This is a genomic window from gamma proteobacterium SS-5 (assembly GCA_009497875.2).
GTDB lineage: Bacteria > Pseudomonadota > Gammaproteobacteria > Chromatiales > Chromatiaceae > Magnetovirga > Magnetovirga frankeli.
This window is the reverse complement of record CP032508.2, coordinates 1,908,662-1,933,162: the sequence shown is the minus strand read 5'-3', so window position 1 is coordinate 1,933,162 and position 24,501 is coordinate 1,908,662. Positions and strand designations below refer to the sequence as shown.

Genomic DNA, 24,501 nt, shown 5'->3' with positions numbered 1-24,501 from the left:
CCGCGCCGATAGACAGCGGCCAAGACAAGGGTGTCGGCCTCTGGGTTTGCCGGTAGAATTGCACCCTTGCGCCGCCCTTGATCCGAGAACCGCTGCCATGCGCTATCTGCTGCTGATTCTGTTTGCCCCCCTGGTCCTGGCCGGGGACGGAAACGGGGTGCATGTTACCACCCTACCCCTGGCCTCGGTCTGGTTTCTGCCCGAGCAGTCCGACCCCGCCGAGGTGGTGGCGCTGAATCGCTCGCGCCTGGCCGCCGAGATCAGCGCCCGCATCGAGCGCATCGCCGTGCGCGCGGGTGATCAGGTGGCCGCAGGTGACCTGCTGGTAGAGCTGGACTGCCGGGATCACCGCTCGCGCCTGGCGCAGCAGCAGGCCGAGCTGGAACGGTTACAGACGCAGATCGCCCGGGCCGAGCAGCGTCTGCGCCGGGCGCGTAATCTGTCATCCCAGCAGAACATCGCCGAGGAGGAGATCGAGGCGAGAAATACCGAATTGGATAGCCTGAGCGCCCAGGCCCGAGCCCAGCAGGCCGCCATTGAACAACAACGGCGCAATGTGCAGCGCTGCCAGCTCAAGGCCCCCTTTGCCGGTCAGGTCACCGCCCGGCTGGCCTCGGAGGCGGAGCTGGCCAGCCCCGGCACGCCGCTGATCGAGCTGTTGCAGCTGGATCAGCTGGAGCTGGAGGCCCAGGTCCTGCCCCAGGTCGGTGAGGACCAACTCCTGGATCGACCTATGGAGCTGCACTTTAGCCACCAGCAGCGGGATTACCCGGTGGCGCTAGCGCGGCGCTTTGTCAGTATCGACCCGCGAACCGGTCTGACCCGGCTGCGGCTGAGCTTCAGCGGCAAGCCCCCCCTGCCGCCGCCCGGTGCCAGCGGCCGGCTGCTGCGACGCCTGACTCAGCCCCATCTGCCGGCCGATTATCTGCAACGGCGTGGCGAGCAACTCGGGGTGTTTATCTACCAGCAAGGCAAGGCCCACTTTGAGCCGTTACCGGGGGCTTTGGAGGGCAGACCGGCGGCCATCGACCTGCCCGGCGACAGCCTGCTCATCGACCAGGGCCGCCAGGGTTTGACGGATGGCGATGCGGTGCTGGATTCAAGCCCGAAACCAGCAGAATAATGTTCGCTCAATTCCTGCAAAATCACGTCCTGGCCAATCTGACCTTTGCCCTGGTGCTGGCCATGGGCAGCTTCAGCTATCTGAACCTGCCGCGCCAGCAGGACCCCAGCATCAACTTCAATTGGATCATCATCACCACGGTGCTGCCCGGTACCGGGGCGCTGGATGTGGAGCAGAAGGTCACCGACCCGCTGGAGGACGCCATCCGCCGGGTACGCGACATCAAGTTCACCTCCAGCAACAGCCGCGAGAACATCTCCAGCATCCTGGTGCGCTTTCAGGACATGGGTGAACGCCAGTTCGACAAGCGCATCGCCGACCTGCGCCGGGAGATCCAGAACGCCGAGTCCGAGCTGCCGAGCCAGGCGGAAGACCCGCTGATCCTGGAGATCACCAGCGCCAATGCCTTCCCCTCGGCCCTGATCGCCGTCAGTGGCGCGGCCAATGACGAGACCCTGCGCCAGCAGGCGCGCAATATCGAAAAGGACATAGAACGCCTGAGCGGGGTGGATCGGGTCGATCCGGTGGGCCTGGCCGAGCCCGAGTTGCAGGTGGACTTCGATCCCGAGGCCCTGGAGCGCCACGGCCTCTCACCCAGCCAGGTGGCCGACAGCGTGGCCGCCTTCTTTCAGGATCTGGCCGCCGGTAGCCGCCAGCTGGGCCAGCAGAGCTGGCTGGTGCGCCTGCTGGGCACCAGCGCCGACCCGGCCGAGCTGGCCCGGCGGCCGATTCTGGGCCTTGGCCAGGAGATCCCCCTGGGGCGGGTGGCCCAGGTGCAACGCGGGCGCGAACTGCCCTCCACTCTGGCCCTGCACGAGGGCCGTCCGGCGGTGACCCTGGCGGTGATGAAGCAGGAAAACGCCAACATGCTGCAACTGGTGGAACGGCTTAAGGACTACATGGCCGGGCGCAACCGGCTGGAGGCCCAGACCGGGGTGCGCCTGACCCTGATCAACGACCAGACCACCACCACCCGTGAATCCATCCAGCTGATGCAGAACAACGCCCTGATCGGCCTGCTGCTGGTGCTTCTGGTGTGCTGGGCCTTTCTCGGCGCGCGCATCGCCCTGCTCACCGCCATGGGCATACCCTTCATCCTGGCCGGCACCTTCTGGATCCTCGCCGCCCTAGGCGAGACCCTGAATGTCACCGTGCTGCTGGCGGTGGTCATAGTGCTGGGCATGTTGGTGGATGATGCCGTGGTGGTGGTGGAGTCCATCTATTACCGGCTGCAGCGCGGCAGCCAGACCCTGGCCGCCTGCCTTGATTCCCTGAGCGAGGTGGGACGGCCGGTGCTGGCGGCGGTACTCACCACCATTGCCGCCTTTCTGCCGCTGATGCTGCTGCCGGGCATCCTCGGCCAGTTCATGCAGGTGATCCCCATGGTGGTCAGCCTGGCCCTGGCGGTCAGTCTGGTGGAGGCCTTTTGGATGCTGCCCACCCACATCCTCGCCCTCAAGGTGGGCTTTGCCCGCCCCAGCCGCGCGCACCGCCTGCGCCAGCGCCTGACCCACCGCATCCAGATCCGCTACCTGCACCTGCTGATCCGCGCCCTGCGCTGGCCCCGGCTGGCGTTGGGTGCCGGGCTTGGCATGTTTCTGCTGGCCCTGGCCGGGCTGAGCGCCGGGCTGGTGCGCATGGACTTCTTTGCCAGCGACAGCATGCGGCTGTTTTATGTGAACATCGAAATGCCGGCGGAAACGCCGCTGCAGGCCACCCTGGCGAAGGTGGGCGAGGTGGAGCGGCAACTGCGCCGCCACCTGCGCCAAGGCGAGGTACGCAGCCTGGTGGGCTACAGCGGCAACATGTTCACCGAGACCGAACCCCTGCTGGGGGATCACCTGGGGCAGATCCTGGTGGGGCTGAACCCGAAACGAGCGGGCCTGCGCGAGGTGGATGAGATGATCGAGGCCATGCGTGCCGATGTCACCTCGGTGCCGGGGCCGCTGGAGATCTCCTTTCTGCGCCTGGACAGCGGCCCGCCCACGGCCAAGCCGATCCAGATCAAGGTACGCGGCGATAATTATGACGAAATCAGCGCGGGTGCCGCCCGGCTGCGCCAGATCCTGGCCTCCATCCCCGGCGTCAAGGACATAGCCGACGATGCCGCCGCCGGTAGCTTCGAGCTGCGCCTGAGTCTGGACAATGACCGCATCCGGCGCGCCGGGCTGAGCCCCATCGAAGTAAGCCGCAGCCTGCGCCTGCTGGCCGATGGTGAGCTGGCGGCCAGCATGCGCGCCGATGGCGAGGAGCTTTGGGTGCGGGTACGCGCCCGTCCCGACAGCCTGCGCGATCTGGACCAACTGCTGGCCTTTCGCCTGCCCCTGGCGCATGGCTCAGATGGATCGGATGGCTCGGCCATCCCCCTGAACCAGCTGTTACAGCAAGAACGCGGCAAGGCCCTGGGCAATATCCGCCACTACAACTTCCGCCGCGCCATCACCGTCGAGGCCGACCTGGACAAGGAGCAGCTGGACACAGTGCAGGCCAATCGCCTGGTGCAACAGCGCTGGCAGGCGGAGAAGGCGCAGTTCCCCAATCTGGATCTGGACTTCTCCGGCGAGCTGGACGACATCTACGAGGCGCTGGACAGCATTGGCCTTTTGTTCCTGTTCGGCCTCGGGCTGATGTATCTGGTTCTGGGCACCCAGTTCAAGAGCTACTGGCAGCCGCTGATGATCCTCAGCACCGTGCCCATGGCCTTCACCGGCGTGGTGCTGGGGCTGTTGGTCACGCGCAACCCGATGAGCCTCTATACCCTGTACGGCGTGGTGGCCCTGGCCGGCATCGCGGTAAACTCGGCCATAGTGCTGATCTCCGCCGCCAATCAGCGCCTGGAGGCGGGCATGAGCCTGCTGCACGCCACCCTTTATGCCGCACGGCGGCGGGTGATCCCGATTCTGATCACCTCCCTGAGCACCATCGCCGGGCTGTTCTCCCTGGCCGCCGGGCTGGGCGGTAAGTCGCTGATCTGGGGCCCGGTGGCCACCGCCATCGTCTGGGGTCTAGCCTTCTCCACGGTACTCACCCTGGGCCTGGTACCCTTGATCTATCGCCTCGGCATGACCCGCCGTGCGGCCTCCCGGCAGATCGATCAGAAAACCGCTTGCCCCCAGAATCGATAAGCGTTTAACCTCCCACTATATGTTCAGGAATGACCCCATAGTCTGCCTTTATCGCAAGGCAATGAAGACCACCCTGATCGGCCTGGCGCTGCTCGCCAGCCTGATCGGCGGCATCATCATCTATCCCTTCCACCAGAATCTGCGCGGCCAGGCCCTGGCGCATTTTCAGGGCCAGGGCGAGGCCATAGCCGCGCACCTGCACAGCCAGATACGGGGCATGCAGGATCTAGCCGTGCAGGTCACCAGCCGCACCCAGGCGCGTGCCCTGCTGATGCGTTACAACCAAGGCGAGCTGGACCGGGACAGCGCCCGCGCGGCGCTCAACGATATCCTCAGCGACGTACCACGGCGCTCCGCCCAGGTGCTCGGCGTCTGGCGCTTCGACGCCAGGGGCCGACCCCTGGCCGGCATCGGCCTGGCCCTGCCGCCGCAGCTGAGCCAGGCCCCCCGCGCCACCCAGGGACCGCAACTGCTCGGTTTCAGGCCGGAGCAGGGGCCGCTGCAGGTGCTGGTGGACGCGCCGATTCAGGACCGGGAGCAGAACCGGGTGGGCAACGACCTGGTGCTGTTCAGCGGCCAGGGCCTGGAGGAGGGCCTGCGTCAGGCACTGCAAGACCTCCCCCAGGGCCAGCTGCGCCTGCTGCATGGCACCACCGCCCTGTTTGATCTGGGCGCATCCCCGCAAGCGCCCGACGGCCTGCACAGCACCCGCTTCGCCATCGGCGATAACGGCCTGAGCCTGCACGTCGGCATCCCCGAGGGGCAGCTGTACCGGCTGGCCAATCGGCAAAGCTGGCGCCTGGGCCTGCTGTTGCTGGCCCTGGTGGCCCTGGGCGGGACAGCCACCCACCTGCTCGGCCGACGCTTTGCCCGCACCCTGAACGGGGAGATGCAACTGCGCCAGCAACGGGAGCAGGACCTGCTCGCCAGCGAACAGCGCTTCCGCGCCCTGGTGCAAAGCTCCAGCCTGGCCATGCTGGTGATGGACGACAGCGCGGTCGGCCACATCGGCCTGGTCAATCACCGCTTCAGCGAGCTGTTCGGCTACCCCGCCAGCCAGATCCGTACCCTGGATGACTGGTGGCAGCAGGCCTATCCCGACGCGGACAAGCGCCGTCAGGTCCAGGGGCGCTGGCATGAGGCCCTGCAACGGTTGGATCAGCTGGCGGCGGGGGACGACCCGCGCACCACGCCGATCATCAGCAAGGCCCAGTGCGCCGATGGCAGCAAGCGCATCGTCGAGCTGAGCATGAGCCGCCAGCACGGCTTCTCCCTGCTGGTGTTCAACGACCTGACCCAGGAGCGGCAACTGCAAAAACAGCTGCAACTGGCCGCCAGCGTCTTCTCCCACGCCAGCGAGGGCATAGTCATCACCGACCCGGATGCCCGCATCCTCGATGTCAACCAGGCCTTCTGTCGCATCACCGGCTACCAACGCAGCGATGTCATCGGCGAAAACCCGCGCCTGCTCAAGTCCGGCCGCCACGACCCCCTGTTCTACAAGGCCATGTGGGCCGACCTGCTGGAGCTGGGCCACTGGACCGGCGAGATCTGGAACCGGCGCAAGAGCGGCGAGATCTTCGTCGAACTGCTGAGCATCAGCGCCGTGTACGACCATGAGCAGCAATTGCACCACTATGTCGGCCTGTTTTCCGATGTCACCCAGGCCAGGGAACATCAGGATAAGCTGGAGCGCATCGCCCATTACGATGCCCTCACCGGCCTACCCAACCGCACCCTGCTGGCCGACCGCATGCAGCAGGCCATGCTACAGACGCAGCGCCGCAATGACCTGCTGGCGGTGGTATTTCTCGACCTGGACGGGTTCAAGGAGATCAACGACCAGCACGGCCACGAGGCCGGTGACGAACTGCTAATCACCCTCTCCCGGCGGCTGCACGATGCGGTACGCGAGGGCGACAGCCTGGCCCGCCTCGGTGGTGATGAATTTGTTGCCCTGCTGATCGACATCCATGGCAAGCGCGACGTGGAACCCCTGCTGGATCGGCTGTTGGCGGCTGCGGCGCAACCGGTCCACCTGGGCCGGAAGATACTCCAGGTATCCGCCAGCCTGGGCGTCAGCTTCTACCCCCAGGGCCAGCCGGTGAGCGCCGAACAACTGCTCAAACAGGCCGATAGCGCCATGTATCTGGCCAAACAATCCGGCAAAAACCGCTATCGCCTGTTCGACGCCGAGCGAGACCGCCACCTGCAGGGACGCCACGAACCCCTGTCCCGCATCCATCAGGCCCTGAAGCAGCGGGAACTGCTGCTGCACTACCAACCCAAGGTCAATCTCTACACCGGCAAGGTGCTCGGCGTGGAGGCCCTGCTGCGTTGGCAACACCCCCAGCGCGGCCTGCTGCTGCCGGATGCCTTTCTTGCCATCGCCCGCGAGCAGCCGCTGGCCATCGACATCGACCTCTGGGTCATGCGCACCGCCCTGGCCCAGCTGGCCCTTTGGCACCAGGCCGGGCTGCGTCTGCGCCTGAGCGTCAACGTCGGGGCCCAGCTGTTGCAGCAGGACGACTTCGTCCACCGCGTCGCCAATCTGCTGCAGGAGGCCGGCATCGTCGGCCGCTGGCTGGAGATCGAGATAGAAGAGGGCCTGGCCCTGGAGGACATACACCAGGCCGCCCGCCTGATCGAGCAATGCCGGGCCATCGACGTAGGCTTTGCCCTGGACGACTTCGGCACCGGCTACTCCTCCCTCACCTACCTCAAGCGCCTCTCCGCCGACACCCTGAAGATCGACCAGGGCTTTGTCCGCGACATGCTGGATGACCCCGACGCCCTTTCCGTATTGGAGGGCGTACTCGGCCTGGCCAGCGCCTTCGGCCGCGAGGCGGTGGCCGAGGGGGCGGAGACCCAGGCCCATTGCAGCATGCTGTTGCGCCTGGACTGCGAGCTGGCCCAGGGCCATGGCATCAGCCGCCCCCTACCCGCCGAGCAACTGGCCGACTGGGTCAAGGCCTGGCGACCCAACCCGGAGTGGCGCGACATCCGCCCGGTCAACCGCCTCAACCAGCCCCTGCTGGCCGCCGCCATCCGCCACCGCGCCTGGGTCAGACAGGTGCAGGACTACATCGCCAGCGGCGGCAAGCCCCCCAGCCTGCACGCGCAGGACTGCCCCTTCCAGGAATGGGTGGAACGCGACGGACGCGAGCATTTCTCGGCCCTGGACAGCTTCCAGGCCACCCAGGCATCCCACCACCAACTACATGATCTGGGCCAACAGATCTGCCAACTGGCCAGCATCGGCCAACGCCAGCAGGCAGAGGACCTCCTGCCCCAACTGAAACACAGCCGCGACCAGCTGCTGACCCAGCTGGAACAGCTGATCCAGGCCACCCACTAAGCACAATCCGCTGGCCGAGCGCAAGCCGCTGGCTGAGCACAGTGCGCTGGCTGAGCGAAGCCGAAGCCCCAAAAAAACCCCGCCAACTTGATCTGCATCAATGGATCAACACTAGATGTGGTGCTCTAATCACCGCCCAGACACAACATATTGTGTTTCCCCAATCAAACCGCCCGCCAGACCGGGTCGCCCCAGCGGCCCGGTTTGGCCGGTCTGGTTTCAGCAAACACACGGAGTAGCCGATGAATTCAGCATGTCAGCCCCTGCTGCAGCTTCCCCTGGCGGTGCGCCGCCGCAACGGCCAACTGGCCGACTTTGACCGCCGCCGCATCGAATCCGCCCTGCTCCGCGCCGGTCAGGCCAGTGGTGAATTCGGTGCCGACGAGGCTGGCCTGATCGCCGCCCAGGTGATCAAGGTACTCACCCACCGCCGTTTTCCCGATGCCGTGGCCGATATCGAGCAGGTGCAGGACATCGTCGAGCAGAGCCTGATCGCCGCCAACCACCTGGCCACCGCACGCGCCTACATCGCCTATCGCGACCAGCACAAACGCCTGCGCGACGACAGCCGCACCCTGGTGGATGTGGCCAGCTCGATCAACGAATACCTGGAGCGGGCCGACTGGCGGGTGCAGGCCAACGCCAATCAGGGCTATTCCCTGGGCGGGCTGATCCTCAACAGCTCGGGCAAAATGATCGCCAACTACTGGCTATCCCACGTCTATGCGCCGGAGATCGGCCAGGCCCACCGCGAGGGTGATATCCACATCCACGACCTGGACATGCTGGCCGGCTACTGCGCCGGCTGGTCCCTGCGCACCCTGCTGCACGAGGGCCTCAACGGCGTACCCGGCAAGGTGGAGGCGGCGCCACCCAAGCACCTGTCCAGCGCCGTGGGCCAGATCGTCAACTTCCTCGGTACCCTGCAGAACGAATGGGCCGGGGCCCAGGCGTTCAGCTCCTTCGACACCTATCTGGCACCCTTCATTCGCAAGGACCGGCTCGATTATGAGCAGGTCAAGCAGTGCATCCAGGAGCTGATCTACAACCTCAACGTGCCCTCACGCTGGGGCACCCAGACCCCCTTCACCAACCTGACCTTCGACTGGGTCTGCCCGGAGGACCTGCGCGAGCAGATCCCGGTGATCGGCGGCGTGGAAATGCCCTTCAGCTACGGCGAGCTGCAAGCGGAGATGGACCTGATCAACCGCGCCTACATCGAGGTGATGAGCGAGGGCGACGCCAAGGGCCGCGCCTTCACCTTCCCCATCCCCACCTACAACATGACCCCGGACTTCCCCTGGGAGAGCGAGAACGCCGAGCGCCTGTTCGCCATGACCGCCAAGTACGGCCTGCCCTACTTCCAGAACTTCCTCAACTCCGAACTCAAGCCCAACATGGTGCGCTCCATGTGCTGCCGCCTGCAGCTGGACCTGCGCGAGTTGCTCAAGCGCGGTAACGGCCTGTTCGGCTCCGCCGAGCAGACCGGCTCCCTCGGCGTGGTCACGGTCAACTGCGCCCGCCTGGGCTTTCTCCACCAGGGTGACCAGGAGGCGCTGTACGCCGCCCTCGACCGCCTGCTGGAGCTGGCGCGCAACAGCCTGGAGTTGAAGCGCAAGGTCATTCAGCGCCACATGGACGCCGGCCTCTTCCCCTACACCAAGCGCTACCTGGGCACCCTGCGCAACCACTTCTCCACCATCGGCATCAACGGCATCAACGAGATGATCCGCAACTTCAGCCAGGATCAGCACGACATCACCTCGGACTGGGGCCACGGCTTCGCCCTGGACTTTCTCGATCACCTGCGCGCACGCATGGTCGAGTTCCAGGAAGAAACCGGCCATCTCTACAACCTGGAGGCCACCCCGGCGGAGGGCACCACCTACCGCTTCGCCAAGGAAGACCGCAAGCGCTGGCCGAACATTCTTCAGGCCGGCAGCGATGAGGCGCCCTATTACACCAACAGCTCGCAACTGCCGGTGGGCCACACCGACGACCCCTTCCAGGCCCTGGCCATGCAGGAGGCGCTGCAGACCAAATACACCGGCGGCACCGTGCTGCATCTCTACCTGGGCGAGCGCCTATCCAGCGCCGATGCCTGCAAACGCCTGGTGCGCCGCTCGCTGGAGAACTTCCGCCTGCCCTACATCACCATCACGCCGACCTTCTCCATCTGCCCGACCCACGGCTACCTCAGCGGCGAGCACGAATTCTGCCCGCGCTGCGATGCCGAGTTGCTGGAGAAGAAACAGCGGGAGGGTGGCGAGCGCAGCGCTGCTTAGCGAAGCCGGAGACAAAATGCGGAACGCAAAGAACGCAAAGAACCGCAAAGAGTTTTTACAAGTTGCAACGATGTAGCCCGGATGAAGCGCAGCGGAATCCGGGACAGCCGATCCATTCAAGTCAAATCAACCATCTCAGGAGCCTGAAATGTCACAAGCAAACAACCTATTGAAAGACGCCGAACGCACCCGCTGCGAAGTCTGGACCCGCGTCATGGGCTACCATCGCCCGGTCTCCAGCTGGAACCCCGGCAAGCAGTCCGAACACCAGGAACGCCAGTACTTCCGCGCCCCGGAAGCCTGCCAGCACCCCCTGTAGGAGCGACCTTGGTCGCGATGGCGCAGCGCAGGCCGCCAAAGCCAGCGGAGTCACGGCTGTGCCGCTCCCTCCTACCTGCGCCCCGACTGGCATAAGCTGAAAACTTTGCGTCCTTTGCGATCCAATTCAGAGCAGATGCACCCAACCCTCCATATCGGCGGCCTGCAGGCCTTCTCCAGCATCGACTACCCCGGTGAGCTGGCCGCCGTGGTGTTTCTGCAGGGCTGCCCCTGGCGCTGCGGCTACTGCCACAACCCCGAGCTGCAATCCCGCCAGGCCGATGCCTACATGGACTGGCCGGGCCTTGAGGCCTTTCTAGGCCAGCGCCGCGGCCTGCTCGATGCCATTGTCTTCTCCGGCGGCGAGCCCACCCTGCAACCGGGCCTGACGCCGGCCCTGCAAGCCATCCAAGCCATGGGCTTCAAAACCGGCCTGCACAGCGCCGGCTGCTATCCTGAACGCCTGGCCGCCGCCCTGCCCTATCTGGACTGGGTCGGCCTGGACATCAAGTCCCTGCCCCAGGACTACCCCGATCTCACCGCCACGCCGCACAGCGGCGCGGCCGCCTGGACCAGCCTGGAGCTGCTGCTGGCCAGCCAGACCGGGCACGAGGTCCGCATCACCCTGGATGCCAGTCTGTTTCACCACAATCGCCTGCCCCGACTGATCGACAGCCTGCAACGGGCCGGGGTAAAAAACCTGGCCCTGCAACAGCTCAACCCGCCCCTGGCGGACCCTGAAGGCCAGAAAAAGGCCCTGCTAGAGCGGCTGCAGGACGACTGCACCCATCAATTCGCCCAGCTCATACTGCGCAACGCCTGACGCTATACAGGGATTTGTTTAGAAAGGAATATCGTCCTCCGGCCCGTCATAGCCGCCGTTCTGGGGGTGATCCGCCACCTGGGGCGCGGATGACTGCTGGGGCGGGTACTGGGATGCAGGGGGGTTGGCGGCAGCCGGGCCTGGGTTGGCGGGCATACCGCCGCCCGCGCCTCGGCTGTCTAGCATCTGCATGTTGTCCACTATCACCTCGGTCATGTAGCGATCCTGGCCGTTCTGATCCTGCCATTTGCGCGTCTGCAACCGCCCTTCAACAAAGATCTTCGAGCCCTTGCGCAGGTACTGCTGGGCTATCTCCGCCAGACGCCGGTACATTACCACCCGGTGCCATTCGGTCTTGTCCTGATTCTCGCCGGTGTTACGATCCTTCCAGGTCTCCGTGGTGGCAAGGTTCATGTTTGCCACATAGTTACCGTTGGGCATGGCGCGCACGTCGGGGTCCGCGCCCAGATTGCCGATGAGAATGACCTTATTAACACTACCCTTGGACATAAAGACTCCTCCGCTTATTGAGATTCAGACCTGAACGCCGACCAGGCCATCCAGGTCGCTGCTATTGAACTGCGCATTATCCACTTTCATATAGGCAACGCCATCTTCGACGATGATCTGCGCCGCCGCCACCCCAGGGACCGCCAACAACCGCCGCTGCAGGGCCGCAAGGTCGCTCAGGTCCAGCCCCTGCAGGGGCAACAGGTAGTTACTCAGGTGCCGTGGCCGCTGGATGCCCAGTAGCAACAGCAGCCAGATGAGCATCATGCCGGCGGCGAACACAAACACCCCGGCATCACCGAATTCGTGCCGCACCCAGCCGCCGCCCAGACCGCCGACAAAGGCCCCGGCGAACTGGCTGCTGGCGAACGCCCCCATGGCGGTGCCGCGCATCTCTGCCGGTGCCACCTTGGACACCCAGGAAGGCCCAATCGCCTCGGCCAGATTGAAGGCTGCGAAAAACAGCAGCATGATGCCGCCAAACAGCCAGATGCCGCCATCGGTCAGGCCCATGGCCAGCAGCGACAAACCGGCCACCGCGATTGCCAGCAGCAGCATTTCCTTCATCTTCTGACGCTTCTCGGCAATGATGATGAAGGGCACCATCAGGCCCATGGCCAGCACCATCACCGGCAGATACAGCTGCCAGTGGTCGGCGGTGACCAGGGCAAAGCGGTCACGCAACTCCAGCGGCACCACCAGAAACACCGCCGTCAGGCACAGATGCAGGATGAATACGCCAAAGTTGAGGCGAAACAGGCTGGGATGGGTCATCGCCTGGCCGAGCATGGCCGGGATCGGCTCGGCCTCGCGGTGGATGGAGCAGTGATCCGGCTTGGGCACCCACCAGATGACCATGGCCACCCCGCCCAGGGCGAGGATGGCGGTGATCCAGAAGATCCCCGCGATCCCCAGGTTCACCGCCAGCAGCGGGCCAAGGATCAGGGAGGCAATGAAGGCCATGCCGATGCTGGCACCGATCATGCCCATCACCCGGGTGCGACTGGTCTCTCGGGTCAAATCCGCCGCCAGGGCCATGATGGCGGCGGCTATGGCCCCCGCGCCCTGCAGAAAACGGCCAAGGATGACCCCCTCGATGGTGGTGGACAGGGCCGCCACGGCACTGCCCAGGGCGAACAACAACAGCCCGCCGATGATCACCGGCTTGCGGCCGATGCGATCGGACAGCACGCCAAAGGGGATCTGCAACAGCGCCTGGGTCAGGCCATAGGCACCTACGGCCAGGCCGATGAGCACCGGCGTGGCCCCTTGCAGCCGGTCGGCAAACAGGGCGAACACCGGCAGGATCAGGAACAGGCCCATCATGCGCAGGGCAAAGACCCCGGCCAGGCCAAGGGCTGCGCGTTTTTCCAGTGGAGTAAGATTCTCGACCGACATGGTTTTTGCGTACATCAAAAGGCCGCCATATTAGCAGCTCAGGGGCCGATGGCGAGAACATGCCCGGCCTTTTTTTGCCAGCGCGGTTCACTTCGGCTAGGCTCAGCCAACACCCCTACCCTGCAAGGTAACCCAGATGCCTCTACAACAACTCGGCCCCATGCTCCACCAGGCCCAGGCCCAGGGCTTTGCCCTGCCCGCCTGCCGCGTCACCGATCTCAATACCCTGGATGCCGCCCTGCGCGCCGCCGACCAGTGCGATGCACCCCTGGTCCTCCAGGTCGATGCCGCCAGCGCCGGCCCTCCCGGCCTGACCCTGTTGCTGGCGGCCATTGAGGCGGCGGCGGCCGACTCCGTCCTGCCCCTGGCGATCCTGCTGGATCAGGCCCGGAGCCGGGCCGAGGCCATCGAGGCCATCCGCCTCGGCTGCACCGGCCTGCTGCTGGAGGCCGATGCAGCCGAGCTTGCCGCCGCCGTGGAGATGGCCCGGGGATGTGATATCCCGCTGGGTGGTCGCTGGGACCCGGACCGCGATGCAGATGCCGCTGCGGGGCTGGATTTTCTCGCCCTTGAGGCTGCGGCAGCGACCCGCATCAGGCCCGACCGGACCCGGCAGCGGCCCCTGCTGGTGGGCGATGCCAGCGGTCAGGAGCCAGCGCCGCTGGTGCAACAGGGGCTGGCCCTGCTCGGCATGGGCCTGGCCGTCAGCACGGCGCAAATCGGTGATTGGATCCGTGGCTGTGGCGCGGCCGACAAGGCCGCTGGCCTGCGCCGAGCCTGCCCGCTGATGCAGCCGGTAGAACATCTGATCATCTACAACCTGTCGCTGGAGGCCGAGCCCCGCGCTGCGGAAATCATGGCCCAGGGGCGCAAGGTGCTCAGCCAGATCCCCGGCGTGCGCCGTGTGCTTACCGGCACGGCGCTAAAACAGGATGCCCAGTTCCAGCTCTGCTGGCTGGTGCGCTTTACCGGCCCCTCGGTGATTGCCAGCTACCGCGACCACCCCCTGCATGTGGAATACGCCGACACCTGGTTCCGCCCCTACGCCGCCGACCGCATCAGCATCGATTATCTGCTGTAATCCCGCCCCGACCGGGTTAGAATCGGGGCATGAACATAGCACTCTCCGGGAGCAGCGGTTTCGTTGGCTCCCACCTCGCCTCCGCCCTGGAAGACTCGGGCCACCGGCTGATACGCCTGGGACGGGCCGATTTTGCCGCTGGCAGCCAGGCGCTGGCGGCCAGGATCCAGGGCTGCCAGGCGGTCATCCACCTGGCCGGCGAGCCGATCAGCAAGCGCTGGAGCGCGGCCTACAAGCAGCGCATGATCAGCAGCCGGGTGGATACCACGCGCAGCCTGGTGCAGGCCATGAAGGATGCCCCGCCGGCGCTATTCATCTCCACCTCGGCCATAGGTGCCTTCCGCCAGCAGCGCTGCTACAGCGAGGAAGACGCCCCGGATGCACAGGATTTTCTCGGCCAGCTATCCCGCGATTGGGAGGCCGAGGCCCTGGCCGCCGAGGCGCTGGGGGTACGCACCCTAATCTTCCGCCTGGGCCTGGTGCTGGGCCATGATGGTGGCCTGCTGAAGCAACTACTGCCGCCCTTCATGCTCGGCCTGGGTGGCCCGGTGGGCAGCGGCAGCCAGCATTTCTCCTGGATCCACATCGATGACCTGGTGACCGCCTACCTGCATGCCTTGAAGCAGGAGCAGATGCAGGGCGTCTATCACCTGTGCGCCCCAAACCCGCTGAGCAATGCCGAGTTCAGCTGCCTGCTGGGCCAGGTGCTGCGCCGCCCGGCCCTGCCGCCGGTGCCGCCGTCCCTGCTCCGCCTGGCCTTCGGCGAGGGGGCCGATGTCATGTGCTCGGGCCAGTGCGTGCGCTCGGTACGCCTGGAACCGGCGGGCTTCGCCTTCCGCTATCCGCAACTGCGCCCGGCCCTGGCGGCAGTGGTGCGCTCGGCGCGGGATACCCTGCCCCTGGGCGGCCTGCTGACCCTGGGGGCCAGGCTGGACGATGCCGACTGAGGCCCTGCTGACACAACTGGAGCTGCTGCTCAGACAGCACCCCCAAGGCCTAACGGAATTCGATCTGCTGCGCCGGTTGCAGCAGGCCCAGGGGGAAGGGTTCGATACGGCCCTGTTCCGCGATAACCTCAGCCTGTTTCGCGCCCACTTCCTGCTGTTTCACGCCCTCTACCAGCTCAACGACCAGCTGTTGCAGCGGCGTCAGGGCCAGCTGGAGATCCACGTCCTGCGCATCCGCCTGCACCCCTGGCAACAGGGCCTTGAGGGGCTGACAAGGGCCGACCCCCTGCGCGCCTATTACCTGGACCTGAGCCAACTGCGGGAAACCACGGCGGAGGACGTCGAGACCCTGCTCGGGCGCTTCTGGTCTGGCTATATGAACGACGAGCAGCGCGACCAGGCCCTACGCGCCCTGGGCCTGACAGAGGCTGCCGATAGCCAGCAGATTGAACAAAGCTACCGCCGCCTGGCCATGCGCCATCACCCGGATCGGGGCGGCGATGACCAGACCTTTCAGAGGATAGAAAAGGCCGTCAGGGTGTTGCGAAGGGCCCTGTAGTCCCTACCGAGGATTGCAAGGCGCAGCGGCAGCCCGAAATAAATCACCAAGGCCTGTCTTGACAACACCTAAGCCCATCGGCAATCTGGACAGACAAGGGGTTTGAAGGGGATGACAATGCACACATGGCCTGCTCAAGACGCGAAAGCGCGTTTCAGCGAATTCCTCGATACCTGCCTGACCGAGGGTCCGCAACTGGTGACCCAGCGCGGTACTGAGGCCGCCGTACTGGTCCCCATTCAGACCTGGCGACACCTGCAACATATGGCCAAGCCTAGCCTTAAACAGCTGCTACTGTCTGACCAGGCCCGCGCCGAGCTGGTGCTGCCGGTACGAAGCAAATTGAAACGCCGCAAGGTTCAGGCATTGGGTTGAGTCCATGTATTTGCTGGATACCAACATTGTCTCTGAGTTGCGCAAACCCAGGCCCCATGCTGGCATCGTCGCCTGGCTTGAGTCGATTGACGATGCACATCTCCATTTATCAGCCGTGACGCTTGGTGAAATTCAGGCGGGCATTGAACTGACCCGAGAGCAGGACGCGGCCAAGGCCAACGAAATTGAATCCTGGCTGGAGCAGGTCGCAGAGGCATATAACCTATTACCGATGGATGTACCCGCATTCCGGGCCTGGGCACGGCTCATGCACCGCAAATCGGATACGCTGTACGAAGACGCCATGATTGCAGCCACAGCGGAAGTACACCGACTGACAGTCGTGACCCGCAATGTGGCCGACTTCAAGGCGCTGGGGATCGATGTTCTGAATCCTTTCGGCTGAGGCCAGCCAACCCACCTCGCCAGGACGCCGTCAACCGCCTTTCAGCCATGATTGAATTGGCCCCTTCCCACGCCGAGGCCTGGGAAGGGCCAAGCCCATTGCAAGGTGGCAGCTCAGTCCACCAACTCGCCCTCGATGACCCGCTCGCCCCCCTGGGACCGCTCGAACACCAGCGCCGCTTCACCGGCATCCACCGAAATCCGGTCACCGGGGCCAAACTCCCCGCGCAGCAGGGCCTGGGCCAGGGGGTTTTCCAGCTGGGTCTGGATCGCCCGCTTCAGTGGCCGGGCACCATAGACCGGGTCGAAGCCGGCCTCTCCCAGGCGATCCAGGGCCGGCAGACTGATCTCAAGGCCAATATCCTTGTCTGCCAGACGCTGGCGCAGATAACCGATCTGGATGTCGGCAATGCGCCGGATTTGCTCGCGACCCAGGGGATGAAACACCACGCTCTCGTCCACCCGGTTGATGAACTCGGGGCGGAAGTGGCTGCCCACTACCTCCATCACCGCCATCTTCATGTCCTCGTAGCGTTCCTCTCCGGCCAGTGTCTGGATCAGGTCCGAGCCCAGGTTGGAGGTCATCACCACCACCGAGTTGCGGAAATCCACCGTGCGACCCTGGCCGTCGGTCAGGCGACCGTCGTCGAGCACCTGCAACAGCACGTTGAATACGTCCGGGTGGGCCTTCTCCACCTCGTCCATCAGGATCACCGCATAGGGCCTGCGCCGCACCGCCTCGGTAAGATAGCCGCCCTCCTCATAGCCAACGTAGCCGGGGGGCGCGCCGATCAGCCGTGCCACCGAGTGCTTCTCCATGAACTCGGACATATCGATGCGCACCATGGCCTCTTCGGTGTCGAACAGAAACTCCGCCAGGGCCTTGCACAGCTCGGTCTTGCCCACCCCGGTGGGGCCGAGGAAGAGGAAGCTGCCGTTGGGCCGATTGGGGTCGGACAGGCCGGCGCGGGAGCGGCGAATGGCGTTGGCCACGGCGGTGACCGCCTCGGTCTGGCCGACCACGCGCTGGCCGATCATCTCCTCCATGCGCAGCAGTTTGTCGCGTTCGCCTTCGAGCATCTTGCTCACCGGGATGCCGGTCCATTTGGAGACGATGTGGGCGATTTCTTCCTCGCTGACCTTGTTGCGCAGCAGCCGGGTCTCGTGCATTTCCACCTGGGCGGCCATATCCAGCTGCTTTTCCAGCTCGGGGATGCGGCCGTACTGCAACTCGGACATGCGCGCCAGATCGTTGGCGCGGCGGGCGGTGTCGAACTCCAGCCGCGCCCGCTCCAGCTCCTCCTTGATGTGCGCGGTGCCCTGCACCGCCGCCTTTTCCGACTTCCAGATCTCTTCCAGATCGGCGAACTCACGCTCGGCCTTGTCGATCTGCTCCTGCAGGTCGGCCAGACGCTTTTTCGACGCCTCGTCGTGCTCCTTCTTCAGCGCCTCGCGCTCGATCTTCAGCTGCACCAGACGGCGGTTGAGCCGGTCCATTTCCTCCGGCATGGAATCGATCTCCATGCGAATCTGCGAGGCGGCCTCATCGATCAGGTCGATGGCCTTGTCCGGCAGCTGGCGGTCGGTGATGTAGCGGTGCGACAGCATGGCCGCGGCGATGATCGCCGGGTCGGTGATCTCGATGCCGTGGTGCACCTCGTAGCGCTCCTTGAGGCCGCGCAGAATAGCCACGGTGTCCTCGACATTGGGCTCCTCCACCAGCACCTTCTGGAAGCGCCGCTCCAGCGCCGCGTCCTTTTCGATGTACTTGCGGTACTCGTCCAGGGTGGTGGCGCCGATGCAGTGCAGCTCACCTCGGGCCAGGGCGGGTTTAAGCATGTTACCGGCGTCCATGGCGCCCTCGGCCTTGCCCGCGCCAACCATGGTGTGCAGCTCGTCGATGAACAGAATGATGTTACCCTCCTGCTTGGCCACGTCGTTGAGCACCGCCTTGAGGCGCTCCTCGAACTCGCCGCGAAACTTGGCCCCGGCGATCAGCCCGGCCATATCCAGAGACAGCAGGCGCTTGTGCTTCAGCCCCTCGGGCACCTCGTGGTTGACGATGCGCTGGGCCAGGCCCTCGACGATGGCGGTCTTGCCCACCCCCGGCTCGCCGATCAGCACCGGGTTGTTCTTGGTGCGCCGGGCGAGCACCTGGATGGCGCGGCGGATCTCGTCATCGCGGCCAATCACCGGGTCGAGGCGGCCCTGCTCGGCGCGCTCGGTCAGATCGATGGTGTACTTCTCCAGCGCCTGACGCTGCTCCTCGGCATTGGGGTCGTCCACCGACTGGCCGCCGCGCAGCTCGTCGATGGCGCGGGCCACCGCCTCCTGGCTGGCGCCGGCGGCACGCAGCAGATCCCCCAGGCCGCCCTTGTCCTCCACCGCCGCCAGCACGAACAGCTCGGAGCTGATGTACTGGTCCTTGCGCTGCTGGGACAGCTTGTCGGTCTGGTTGAGCAGGCGGCTCAGTTCGTTGGAGATATGCAGGTCGCCACCGGCACCCTGCACCCCGGCCATGCGGTCCAGCGCCTCGCCCAGGCTGGAGCGCAGCTGGTTGACATTGGCCCCAGCCTTGGTCAGCAGGCCGCGCACGCTGCTGCCCTCCTGGTCCAGCAGGGCCAGCATCAGGTGCGCAGGCTCGATGAATTGATGATCACGCCCTACGGCGATGCTCTGGGCATCGGCCAGGGCCATCTGGAACTTACTGGTCAAACGGTCCATTCTCATGGAAATTGCTCCTGGATTCTTGAAGTTATACCCAATTTGAGGCTGCCTTGGGGGTTTTTCAAGTCGCCCGGTAGTGGTTCTGCCAATCCGCCCAGGCTGGCTCTTGCCAGAGGCCGGGCATCCCCCTAGACTTGGCGTGAAACAGGCGCTTTCAGGGGCGCAGCCTTCATCAGGAGAACAGAACATGAGTGCAGAATTGGCGCAACAGCAGGGCTTTACCTGGCATGACTACAGGAACTGGCCCGATTCCGAACGCTGGGAGTTGATTGCCGGTCAGGCCTATTCCATGGCACCTGCGCCAAGCATACGTCATCAGCAGGTCAGCGGCAGTCTGTTTGCCCTGTTAAGACAAAGAACCCAGGGCAGCGGCTGCCAGCCCTTCATTGCCCCTACCGATGTGCGCCTGTCAGACCTTGATGTGGTGCAGCCGGACGTGTTGCTGGTCTGCGACCCGGACAAGATCACCGAGACCCACATCGAAGGTGCCCCGGAGCTGGTGGTGGAGGTGCTCTCACCGGCCACGGCAATCAAGGACCTGCGCGAGAAAAAGGCCCTCTATCAACGCGCCGGCGTTGCCTGCTACCTGGTGATCGACCCGCTGGAGCAGTATGCCCAGCTGTTCCATCTACAGGCCTCCGGCCAGTACGATACCGGGCGCATCATAGGTGCCCGCGAGACCCTGGAGCTGGGGCTGTGCCAGGGCCTGAACATCGAGCTGAGCGAGGTGTTCGATCTGCCGCAGGAGGCGGGGAATGCTGGTTTGGTGCCTTAGAATCTAGGAGCCTGTCGAAGGACGGCATTCGGGATAACCGGAACACTAAACCCTTAATTCTCGTCCAGCCCCAGGTAGTCCCATACCACCCGGGCGATGGAAGGGTCCCCCGGCTTGTCCATCTGTTTGAAATTCCCCTGCTCGCGGTTGTAGGCCAGCACCCGCTGGGCGTCGGCGGCCAGGTCTTTCAGCTCCAGGCGGGTGTAGGCGTCCACCATCAGCTCCAGGGCCTGCTCCACCGCCGGGGTGCGCGGGTATTTCTCCACCACTTCCTTGCAGCGGTTGGCGGCGGCCAGGTAGGCACCGCGCCGCATGTAGTAGCGAGCCACATGCACCTCTTGCTGGGCAATCAGGTTACGCAGATAGATCAGACGCTTGCGTGAGTCGGCGGCGTATTGGCTGTTGGGGAAGCGGCGGATCAGCTCGGCAAAGTCGTTGAACGACTCCAGCGCCGCGCCTGAATCCCGTTGGGACAGGTCGGTGGGCAGGAAGCGGGTCATGAAGTCGATGCTACGGTTGAAATTGGCCAGGCCCTTCAAGTAGTAGGCATAATCCACATGGGGGTCGCTGGGGTGGATGCGGATGAAGCGATCGGCCGCCGCTATGGCGGCGTCCGGTTCGCTGTCGCGATAATAGGCATAGGCCACATCCAGCTGCGCCTGCATGGCATACTTGCCGAACGGGTAACGCGCCTCCAGCATCTCGTAGTATTTGATGGCGGTCTCGTAATCACCCTCTGCCAGGGCCTTGGAGGCCTTGCTGTAGAATTGGCTGGCGCTCCAGTTGCGGGTCTTTGCCTCCTCCTTCTCGAACAGGGAGGTACAGCCGGACATTGCCCCGGCAAGGAGCAGTGCGACAAGGGCGAATGAAACGAAGCGCTGCATAATGAAATCCGCTTGAAAAGGGCGCAGTATAACCCAATGACCGAGGAACGCATTCACCTGGAGGTCCCCGCCGAGCTGGGCGGCCACCGCCTGGATCAGGCCCTGGCCGAGCTCCTGCCCGACCACTCGCGCAGCCGCATCCAGCAATGGGTGCGGCTGGGCCGCGTCTGGGTGGATGGCAAAACCCTGCGGCCCAGGGATAAGCTGCTCGGCGGCGAGCAGGTGCAGCTGGAGCCCCTGTTCGAGGTCGATGAGGCCTGTCAGGCCCAGCCCATTGAGTTGAATATCCTGCATGAGGATGAGGCCATTCTGGTGCTCGACAAGCCCCCAGGGCTGGTGGTGCATCCGGCGGCAGGCAATCCCGATGGCACCCTGCTCAATGGTCTGCTGCATCATGACCCGGCCCTGGCGCGGGTACCCCGGGCCGGCATAGTGCATCGCATCGACAAGGAGACCAGTGGCCTGTTGGTGGTGGCGCGTAGCCCCGAGGCCCATACCCATCTGGTGGCCCAGCTGCAGGCGCGGGAGATCCACCGCGAGTACCGCGCCATCGCCCAGGGCCAGATCATCACCGGTGGCAGCATCGACCAGCCCATGGGTCGGCACCCCAGCCAGCGCAAGCGCATGACGGTGTTGCCCAACGGCAAGCCGGCCATCACCCATTACCGCCTGCTGGAGCGCTTTCGTGCCCACAGCTACCTGCAGGTTAGGCTTGAGACCGGCCGCACCCATCAGATCCGGGTACACATGGCCCACATCCGCCACCCCCTGCTGGGTGATCCGGTCTATGGCGGCCGCCTCAAGCTGCCGGGCGGGGCCAGCCCTGAGCTGATCGAGCAGCTGCGCGGCTTTCGCCGACAGGCCCTGCACGCCTTCCAGCTCGGCCTGGCGCATCCCTTCAGCGGTGAATGGCTGGAGTGGCAAAGCCCGATCCCGGCGGATATGCAGCACTTGCTGGAGACCTTGCGTGCCGACAACCAGCTTGATCGATAATGGCATCGCTAATGGGTTCGCTGATCCGGGCACGGGCTTGACCTGGCTGCAACCGGACTGGCCCGCGCCGCCCCAGGTGCGCGCCGCCAGCACCAGCCGCCTGGGCGGACTGAGCCAAGGCCCCTACGCGGGCCTGAATCTGGCCACCCATGTGGGTGATGATGCCCAATCCGTGGCGGATAATCGGGCGCTGTTGCAGCAGGCCCTGGCCCTGCCCGGCCCGCCCCTCTGGCTGGAGCAGGTGCACGGCTGTGAGGTGGCCTGCTTGGAAATGCCCCCGAGAGAGTTTTTGCCTATCCAGGCCGATGCCAGCTACAGCAATCATCCGGGCGCGGTCTGCGCGGTGATGACCGCCGACTGCCTGCCGCTGCTGCTCTGTGATCGCACAGGCAGCGAGGTGGCGGCGGTACACGCCGGCTGGCGCGGGCTCTGCGATGGTGTCATCGAGGCTGCGGTAGCCCGCTTCAGCGCCCCACCTGCGGAGCTGCTCGCCTGGCTCGGCCCGGCCATAGGCCCGCAGGCCTTCGAGGTGGGCGCCGAGGTGCGCGAGGCCTTTGTGCGGCGGGATGCGGTGGCGGCAGAGGCGTTTGTGCCAGCGGGACTCGGGACTCGGGACTCGGGACTCGAAAACGCTGCGAGTCGCACAAACCTAACTGCACAGGCGGCTAAGCCCCTCGCCTCCTTGGTGAGAGGTATTGGGGGGAGAGGGGTTGGGGAGAGGGGTGACGTCCCAACCCAGGCTATCTGTTCGAGTCCCGAGTCCCGAGCCCCGAGTCCCGTTAACAAATACTTCGCTGATATTTTTCTGCTTGCCCGTCAGCGCCTGCAGACGCTCGGCATAGACCAGATCAGCGGCGGTGGCCTCTGTACCTACAGCGACCCCGAGCATTTTTTCTCCTATCGGCGTGACGGCGTCTGCGGGCGTATGGCAACATTGATCTGGATCGAGCCCTGATTGACAAACCCTGGCGCGGTGCGGCCGACACCAACAGAACGCGGGGTGTAACTGCCCACTCCCTTTCCCCTTGAGGGGCGAGGGGCCTGATGGCCTGAGCGGTTAGCTTCTCTGCGTGCTCTGCGCTACTCTGCGCTCTCTGCGTCCCAAGATTTAAGGAGCCTATGCAATGAACGAATGGCAAATGCTGACCCTGGTGGGTGAAGACCGCCCAGGGATAGTGGCGGCGGTCACGCAAAGATTGTTTGAAAACGGCTTTGCCCTGGGCGAGGCCTCGATGATGCGCCTGGGTGGCAACTTCTCCATCATGCTCATGGTGCGTGGCGAGGGGGATGTGGAGCAGCTGCTCGCGCCCCTGGCGGCGCAGATGGGCCTGCACCTGCACAGCTACGCCTGCGGTGGCAGCCTGCATCGCCACCTGGCGCCCAATGTGCAGGTGCGGGTCAACGGCGCCGACCGGGCCGGCATAGTCGCCCAGGTCACCGGCGCCCTGGCGCAGCAGGGCTTCAATATTCTCGAACTGGAATCCGACGTGGCCGGCAGCCAGGAGCGGCCGGTGTACATCCTCTATATCCAGGGCTACTGCGAATGCCCGGTGGAGGAGCTGGAGGCCGCCGTATCCGCCCTGGGCGAGCTGAATGTGGATGTCAGCCCCATCGAGACCCTGATCGGATAAGCCATGGCCATTCTTGAGATTCTCACCATCCCCGACGAGCGGCTGAAACAGGAGTCGGCGCCGGTGGAGCGTTTCGACGACGAGCTACGCGCCTTCATCGCCGACCTGGAGGAGACGCGCCAGGCCGGGCCCGGTGCCGTGGGCATAGCCGCGCCCCAGGTCAACCGCTTCCAGCGCATCCTGATTCTGGATGTATCCAAAATGAAAAAGCCGGTGCCCAACCACGGTTATCTGGTGCTGATCAACCCGGAAATCAGCCATTGGGAGGGCTACGAGGTGGGGCGCGAGGGCTGTCTGTCTGTGCCGGATTACACCGGCAATGTCATTCGCGCCACCCAGATCAAGCTCAAGGCCCAGGACCCCTTTGGCGAGCCCCTGGAGTTCGACATGGAGGGCTTCGAGGCCCGCGCCGCGCAGCATGAGATGGACCACCTGGACGGCCTGCTGTTCATCGACCGCGTGGTCAGCCGCCGAACCGACCTGTTTCGGCGCAAGGTGTATCAGAAGGGCAAGGGCTGAGCATGAATCAGAACTTTGAGGCTATGGCTGCGGAATATCGCCGCCTGTTTGCGGTATTGCGCGATTTGCACATGGAAATCTTTCGGCTTGTGCCCAAAACGGTACTCCATGAGGCAGCCAAGCGGCTGGATATGTTGCAACAGATTAATGGCCGTAAGACCCTGATCTTTTCCTATGAGGAGGAATCGGATGCCTTCAGCGATTACCTGCTCTACCTGTTCCGCCCGCAGGGGGTCAAATTCAGTTATGTGCAACGAATGCTCAACAGCAAGCGCTACCCAGCAGACTCCGATCAAGGCCGCCTGCTGGCGCAGATGGCCAAGGCCCGCTTTTCCTTGTTTCGCGTGCAGGGGCTGGTGCCCGATGTGGGTGTGCGCTTCTACGACCTTGTCATCGGCCAGGAATTCCTGGTGTTTGACTCCAGCCTACCCCGCTACAAGGAGGCTGATGTCCTGGGGCTCGTCCTCGGCTTGCGTATCTTTCCCTTTCAGGGCTATTGGATGCACTCTGGCGCGGTATTGAATACGGGCCTTGGTCAGCGGCCTGACCATTCCCTTTTATCGACCACACCCCTGGATGAAAAGACAGAACGAAAACTCAACGAAAAAATAATCTTACAGTACAGGGCTCTGCATGAGGGCCTTGAGTAAGCAGGCCGGTTGTAA

The 24,501-nt window shown here is 64.7% G+C and carries 21 protein-coding genes; 17 read left to right on the top strand and 4 right to left on the bottom strand.

Translation table 11 applies throughout. The features are described from left to right. Nucleotides 1–97: 97 nt before the first annotated feature. The 6 genes from D5125_14130 to D5125_14105 all read left to right on the top strand — a co-directional run bounded on the left by D5125_14130 (nucleotide 98) and on the right by D5125_14105 (nucleotide 11,032). Complete coding sequence (locus D5125_14130) at nucleotides 98–1,123, top strand: efflux RND transporter periplasmic adaptor subunit (protein ID QFY90525.1); 1,026 nt, start codon at nucleotides 98–100, stop codon at nucleotides 1,121–1,123. Further along, nucleotides 1,123–4,248, top strand: a complete 3,126-nt coding sequence (locus tag D5125_14125) for an efflux RND transporter permease subunit (GenBank protein QFY90524.1) — start codon at nucleotides 1,123–1,125, stop codon at nucleotides 4,246–4,248. Before D5125_14130 ends, D5125_14125 begins: the two co-directional genes overlap by 1 nt. Nucleotides 4,249–4,309: 61 nt before the next feature. Beyond that, nucleotides 4,310–7,606, top strand: coding sequence for an EAL domain-containing protein (locus D5125_14120; GenBank protein QFY90523.2), 3,297 nt, complete (start codon nucleotides 4,310–4,312; stop codon nucleotides 7,604–7,606). Nucleotides 7,607–7,848: 242 nt separating this feature from the next. After that, on the top strand, nucleotides 7,849–9,891 hold the full coding sequence (locus tag D5125_14115; GenBank protein ID QFY90522.1) for a ribonucleoside triphosphate reductase: 2,043 nt from the start codon (nucleotides 7,849–7,851) through the stop codon (nucleotides 9,889–9,891). Between the two features lie 148 nt (nucleotides 9,892–10,039). Next, entirely contained in the window at nucleotides 10,040–10,210 is a 171-nt protein-coding gene (locus D5125_14110) for a hypothetical protein (GenBank protein ID QFY90521.1), read from the top strand. A gap of 135 nt (nucleotides 10,211–10,345) precedes the next feature. Next, nucleotides 10,346–11,032, top strand: a complete 687-nt coding sequence (locus D5125_14105) for an anaerobic ribonucleoside-triphosphate reductase activating protein (protein ID QFY90520.1) — start codon at nucleotides 10,346–10,348, stop codon at nucleotides 11,030–11,032. A gap of 18 nt (nucleotides 11,033–11,050) precedes the next feature. On the opposite strand, the gene ssb is transcribed toward D5125_14105, so the two are convergent. Both ssb and D5125_14095 read right to left on the bottom strand, forming a co-directional pair. Then, nucleotides 11,051–11,542: a single-stranded DNA-binding protein gene (gene ssb, locus D5125_14100; GenBank protein QFY90519.1), complete on the bottom strand. Its 492-nt coding sequence runs from the start codon at nucleotides 11,540–11,542 to the stop codon at nucleotides 11,051–11,053. A 24-nt stretch (nucleotides 11,543–11,566) separates the two neighbouring features. Then, on the bottom strand, nucleotides 11,567–12,868 hold the full coding sequence (locus D5125_14095) for an MFS transporter (GenBank protein ID QFY91174.1): 1,302 nt from the start codon (nucleotides 12,866–12,868) through the stop codon (nucleotides 11,567–11,569). Nucleotides 12,869–13,076: 208 nt separating this feature from the next. Here D5125_14095 and D5125_14090 point away from each other — a divergent pair, with 208 nt between their 5' ends. The 5 genes from D5125_14090 to D5125_14070 all read left to right on the top strand — a co-directional run bounded on the left by D5125_14090 (nucleotide 13,077) and on the right by D5125_14070 (nucleotide 16,308). Next, entirely contained in the window at nucleotides 13,077–14,021 is a 945-nt protein-coding gene (locus D5125_14090; GenBank protein ID QFY90518.1) for a class II fructose-bisphosphate aldolase, read from the top strand. A gap of 29 nt (nucleotides 14,022–14,050) precedes the next feature. Continuing rightward, nucleotides 14,051–14,968, top strand: a complete 918-nt coding sequence (locus D5125_14085) for a TIGR01777 family protein (GenBank protein QFY90517.1) — start codon at nucleotides 14,051–14,053, stop codon at nucleotides 14,966–14,968. After that, nucleotides 14,958–15,527, top strand: coding sequence for a DnaJ domain-containing protein (locus D5125_14080; protein QFY90516.1), 570 nt, complete (start codon nucleotides 14,958–14,960; stop codon nucleotides 15,525–15,527). The genes D5125_14085 and D5125_14080 overlap by 11 nt, the downstream gene beginning before the upstream one ends. A 117-nt stretch (nucleotides 15,528–15,644) precedes the next feature. Next, on the top strand, nucleotides 15,645–15,902 hold the full coding sequence (locus D5125_14075) for a type II toxin-antitoxin system Phd/YefM family antitoxin (GenBank protein ID QFY90515.1): 258 nt from the start codon (nucleotides 15,645–15,647) through the stop codon (nucleotides 15,900–15,902). A gap of 4 nt (nucleotides 15,903–15,906) precedes the next feature. Further along, nucleotides 15,907–16,308: a type II toxin-antitoxin system VapC family toxin gene (locus D5125_14070; protein ID QFY90514.1), complete on the top strand. Its 402-nt coding sequence runs from the start codon at nucleotides 15,907–15,909 to the stop codon at nucleotides 16,306–16,308. A gap of 113 nt (nucleotides 16,309–16,421) precedes the next feature. On the opposite strand, the gene clpB is transcribed toward D5125_14070, so the two are convergent. Further along, entirely contained in the window at nucleotides 16,422–19,037 is a 2,616-nt protein-coding gene (gene clpB, locus D5125_14065; protein QFY90513.1) for an ATP-dependent chaperone ClpB, read from the bottom strand. 184 nt (nucleotides 19,038–19,221) lie between these two features. On the opposite strand from clpB, the gene D5125_14060 reads away from it, so the two are divergent. Then, a complete protein-coding gene (locus D5125_14060; GenBank protein ID QFY90512.1) occupies nucleotides 19,222–19,809 on the top strand; it encodes a Uma2 family endonuclease in 588 nt (195 codons plus the stop codon). A gap of 53 nt (nucleotides 19,810–19,862) precedes the next feature. Here D5125_14060 and D5125_14055 read toward each other — a convergent pair whose 3' ends face one another. Next, nucleotides 19,863–20,693 carry an outer membrane protein assembly factor BamD gene (locus D5125_14055; protein QFY90511.1) on the bottom strand — a complete coding sequence of 277 codons (831 nt, stop codon included), beginning with the start codon at nucleotides 20,691–20,693 and terminating at the stop codon, nucleotides 19,863–19,865. Between the two features lie 36 nt (nucleotides 20,694–20,729). On the opposite strand from D5125_14055, the gene rluD reads away from it, so the two are divergent. The 5 genes from rluD to D5125_14030 all read left to right on the top strand — a co-directional run bounded on the left by rluD (nucleotide 20,730) and on the right by D5125_14030 (nucleotide 24,486). Then, nucleotides 20,730–21,686, top strand: a complete 957-nt coding sequence (gene rluD, locus D5125_14050; GenBank protein QFY90510.1) for a 23S rRNA pseudouridine(1911/1915/1917) synthase RluD — start codon at nucleotides 20,730–20,732, stop codon at nucleotides 21,684–21,686. 37 nt (nucleotides 21,687–21,723) lie between these two features. Next, nucleotides 21,724–22,641: a laccase domain-containing protein gene (locus D5125_14045; protein QFY91173.1), complete on the top strand. Its 918-nt coding sequence runs from the start codon at nucleotides 21,724–21,726 to the stop codon at nucleotides 22,639–22,641. A gap of 169 nt (nucleotides 22,642–22,810) precedes the next feature. Next, the gene (locus D5125_14040; GenBank protein ID QFY90509.1) at nucleotides 22,811–23,317 is read left to right on the top strand and encodes an ACT domain-containing protein; all 507 of its coding nucleotides are present in this window, start codon (nucleotides 22,811–22,813) and stop codon (nucleotides 23,315–23,317) included. A 3-nt stretch (nucleotides 23,318–23,320) separates the two neighbouring features. Beyond that, entirely contained in the window at nucleotides 23,321–23,836 is a 516-nt protein-coding gene (gene def, locus D5125_14035; GenBank protein ID QFY90508.1) for a peptide deformylase, read from the top strand. 2 nt (nucleotides 23,837–23,838) lie between these two features. Further along, nucleotides 23,839–24,486, top strand: a complete 648-nt coding sequence (locus D5125_14030) for a hypothetical protein (protein QFY90507.1) — start codon at nucleotides 23,839–23,841, stop codon at nucleotides 24,484–24,486. The last annotated feature ends 15 nt before the right edge of the window (nucleotides 24,487–24,501 follow it).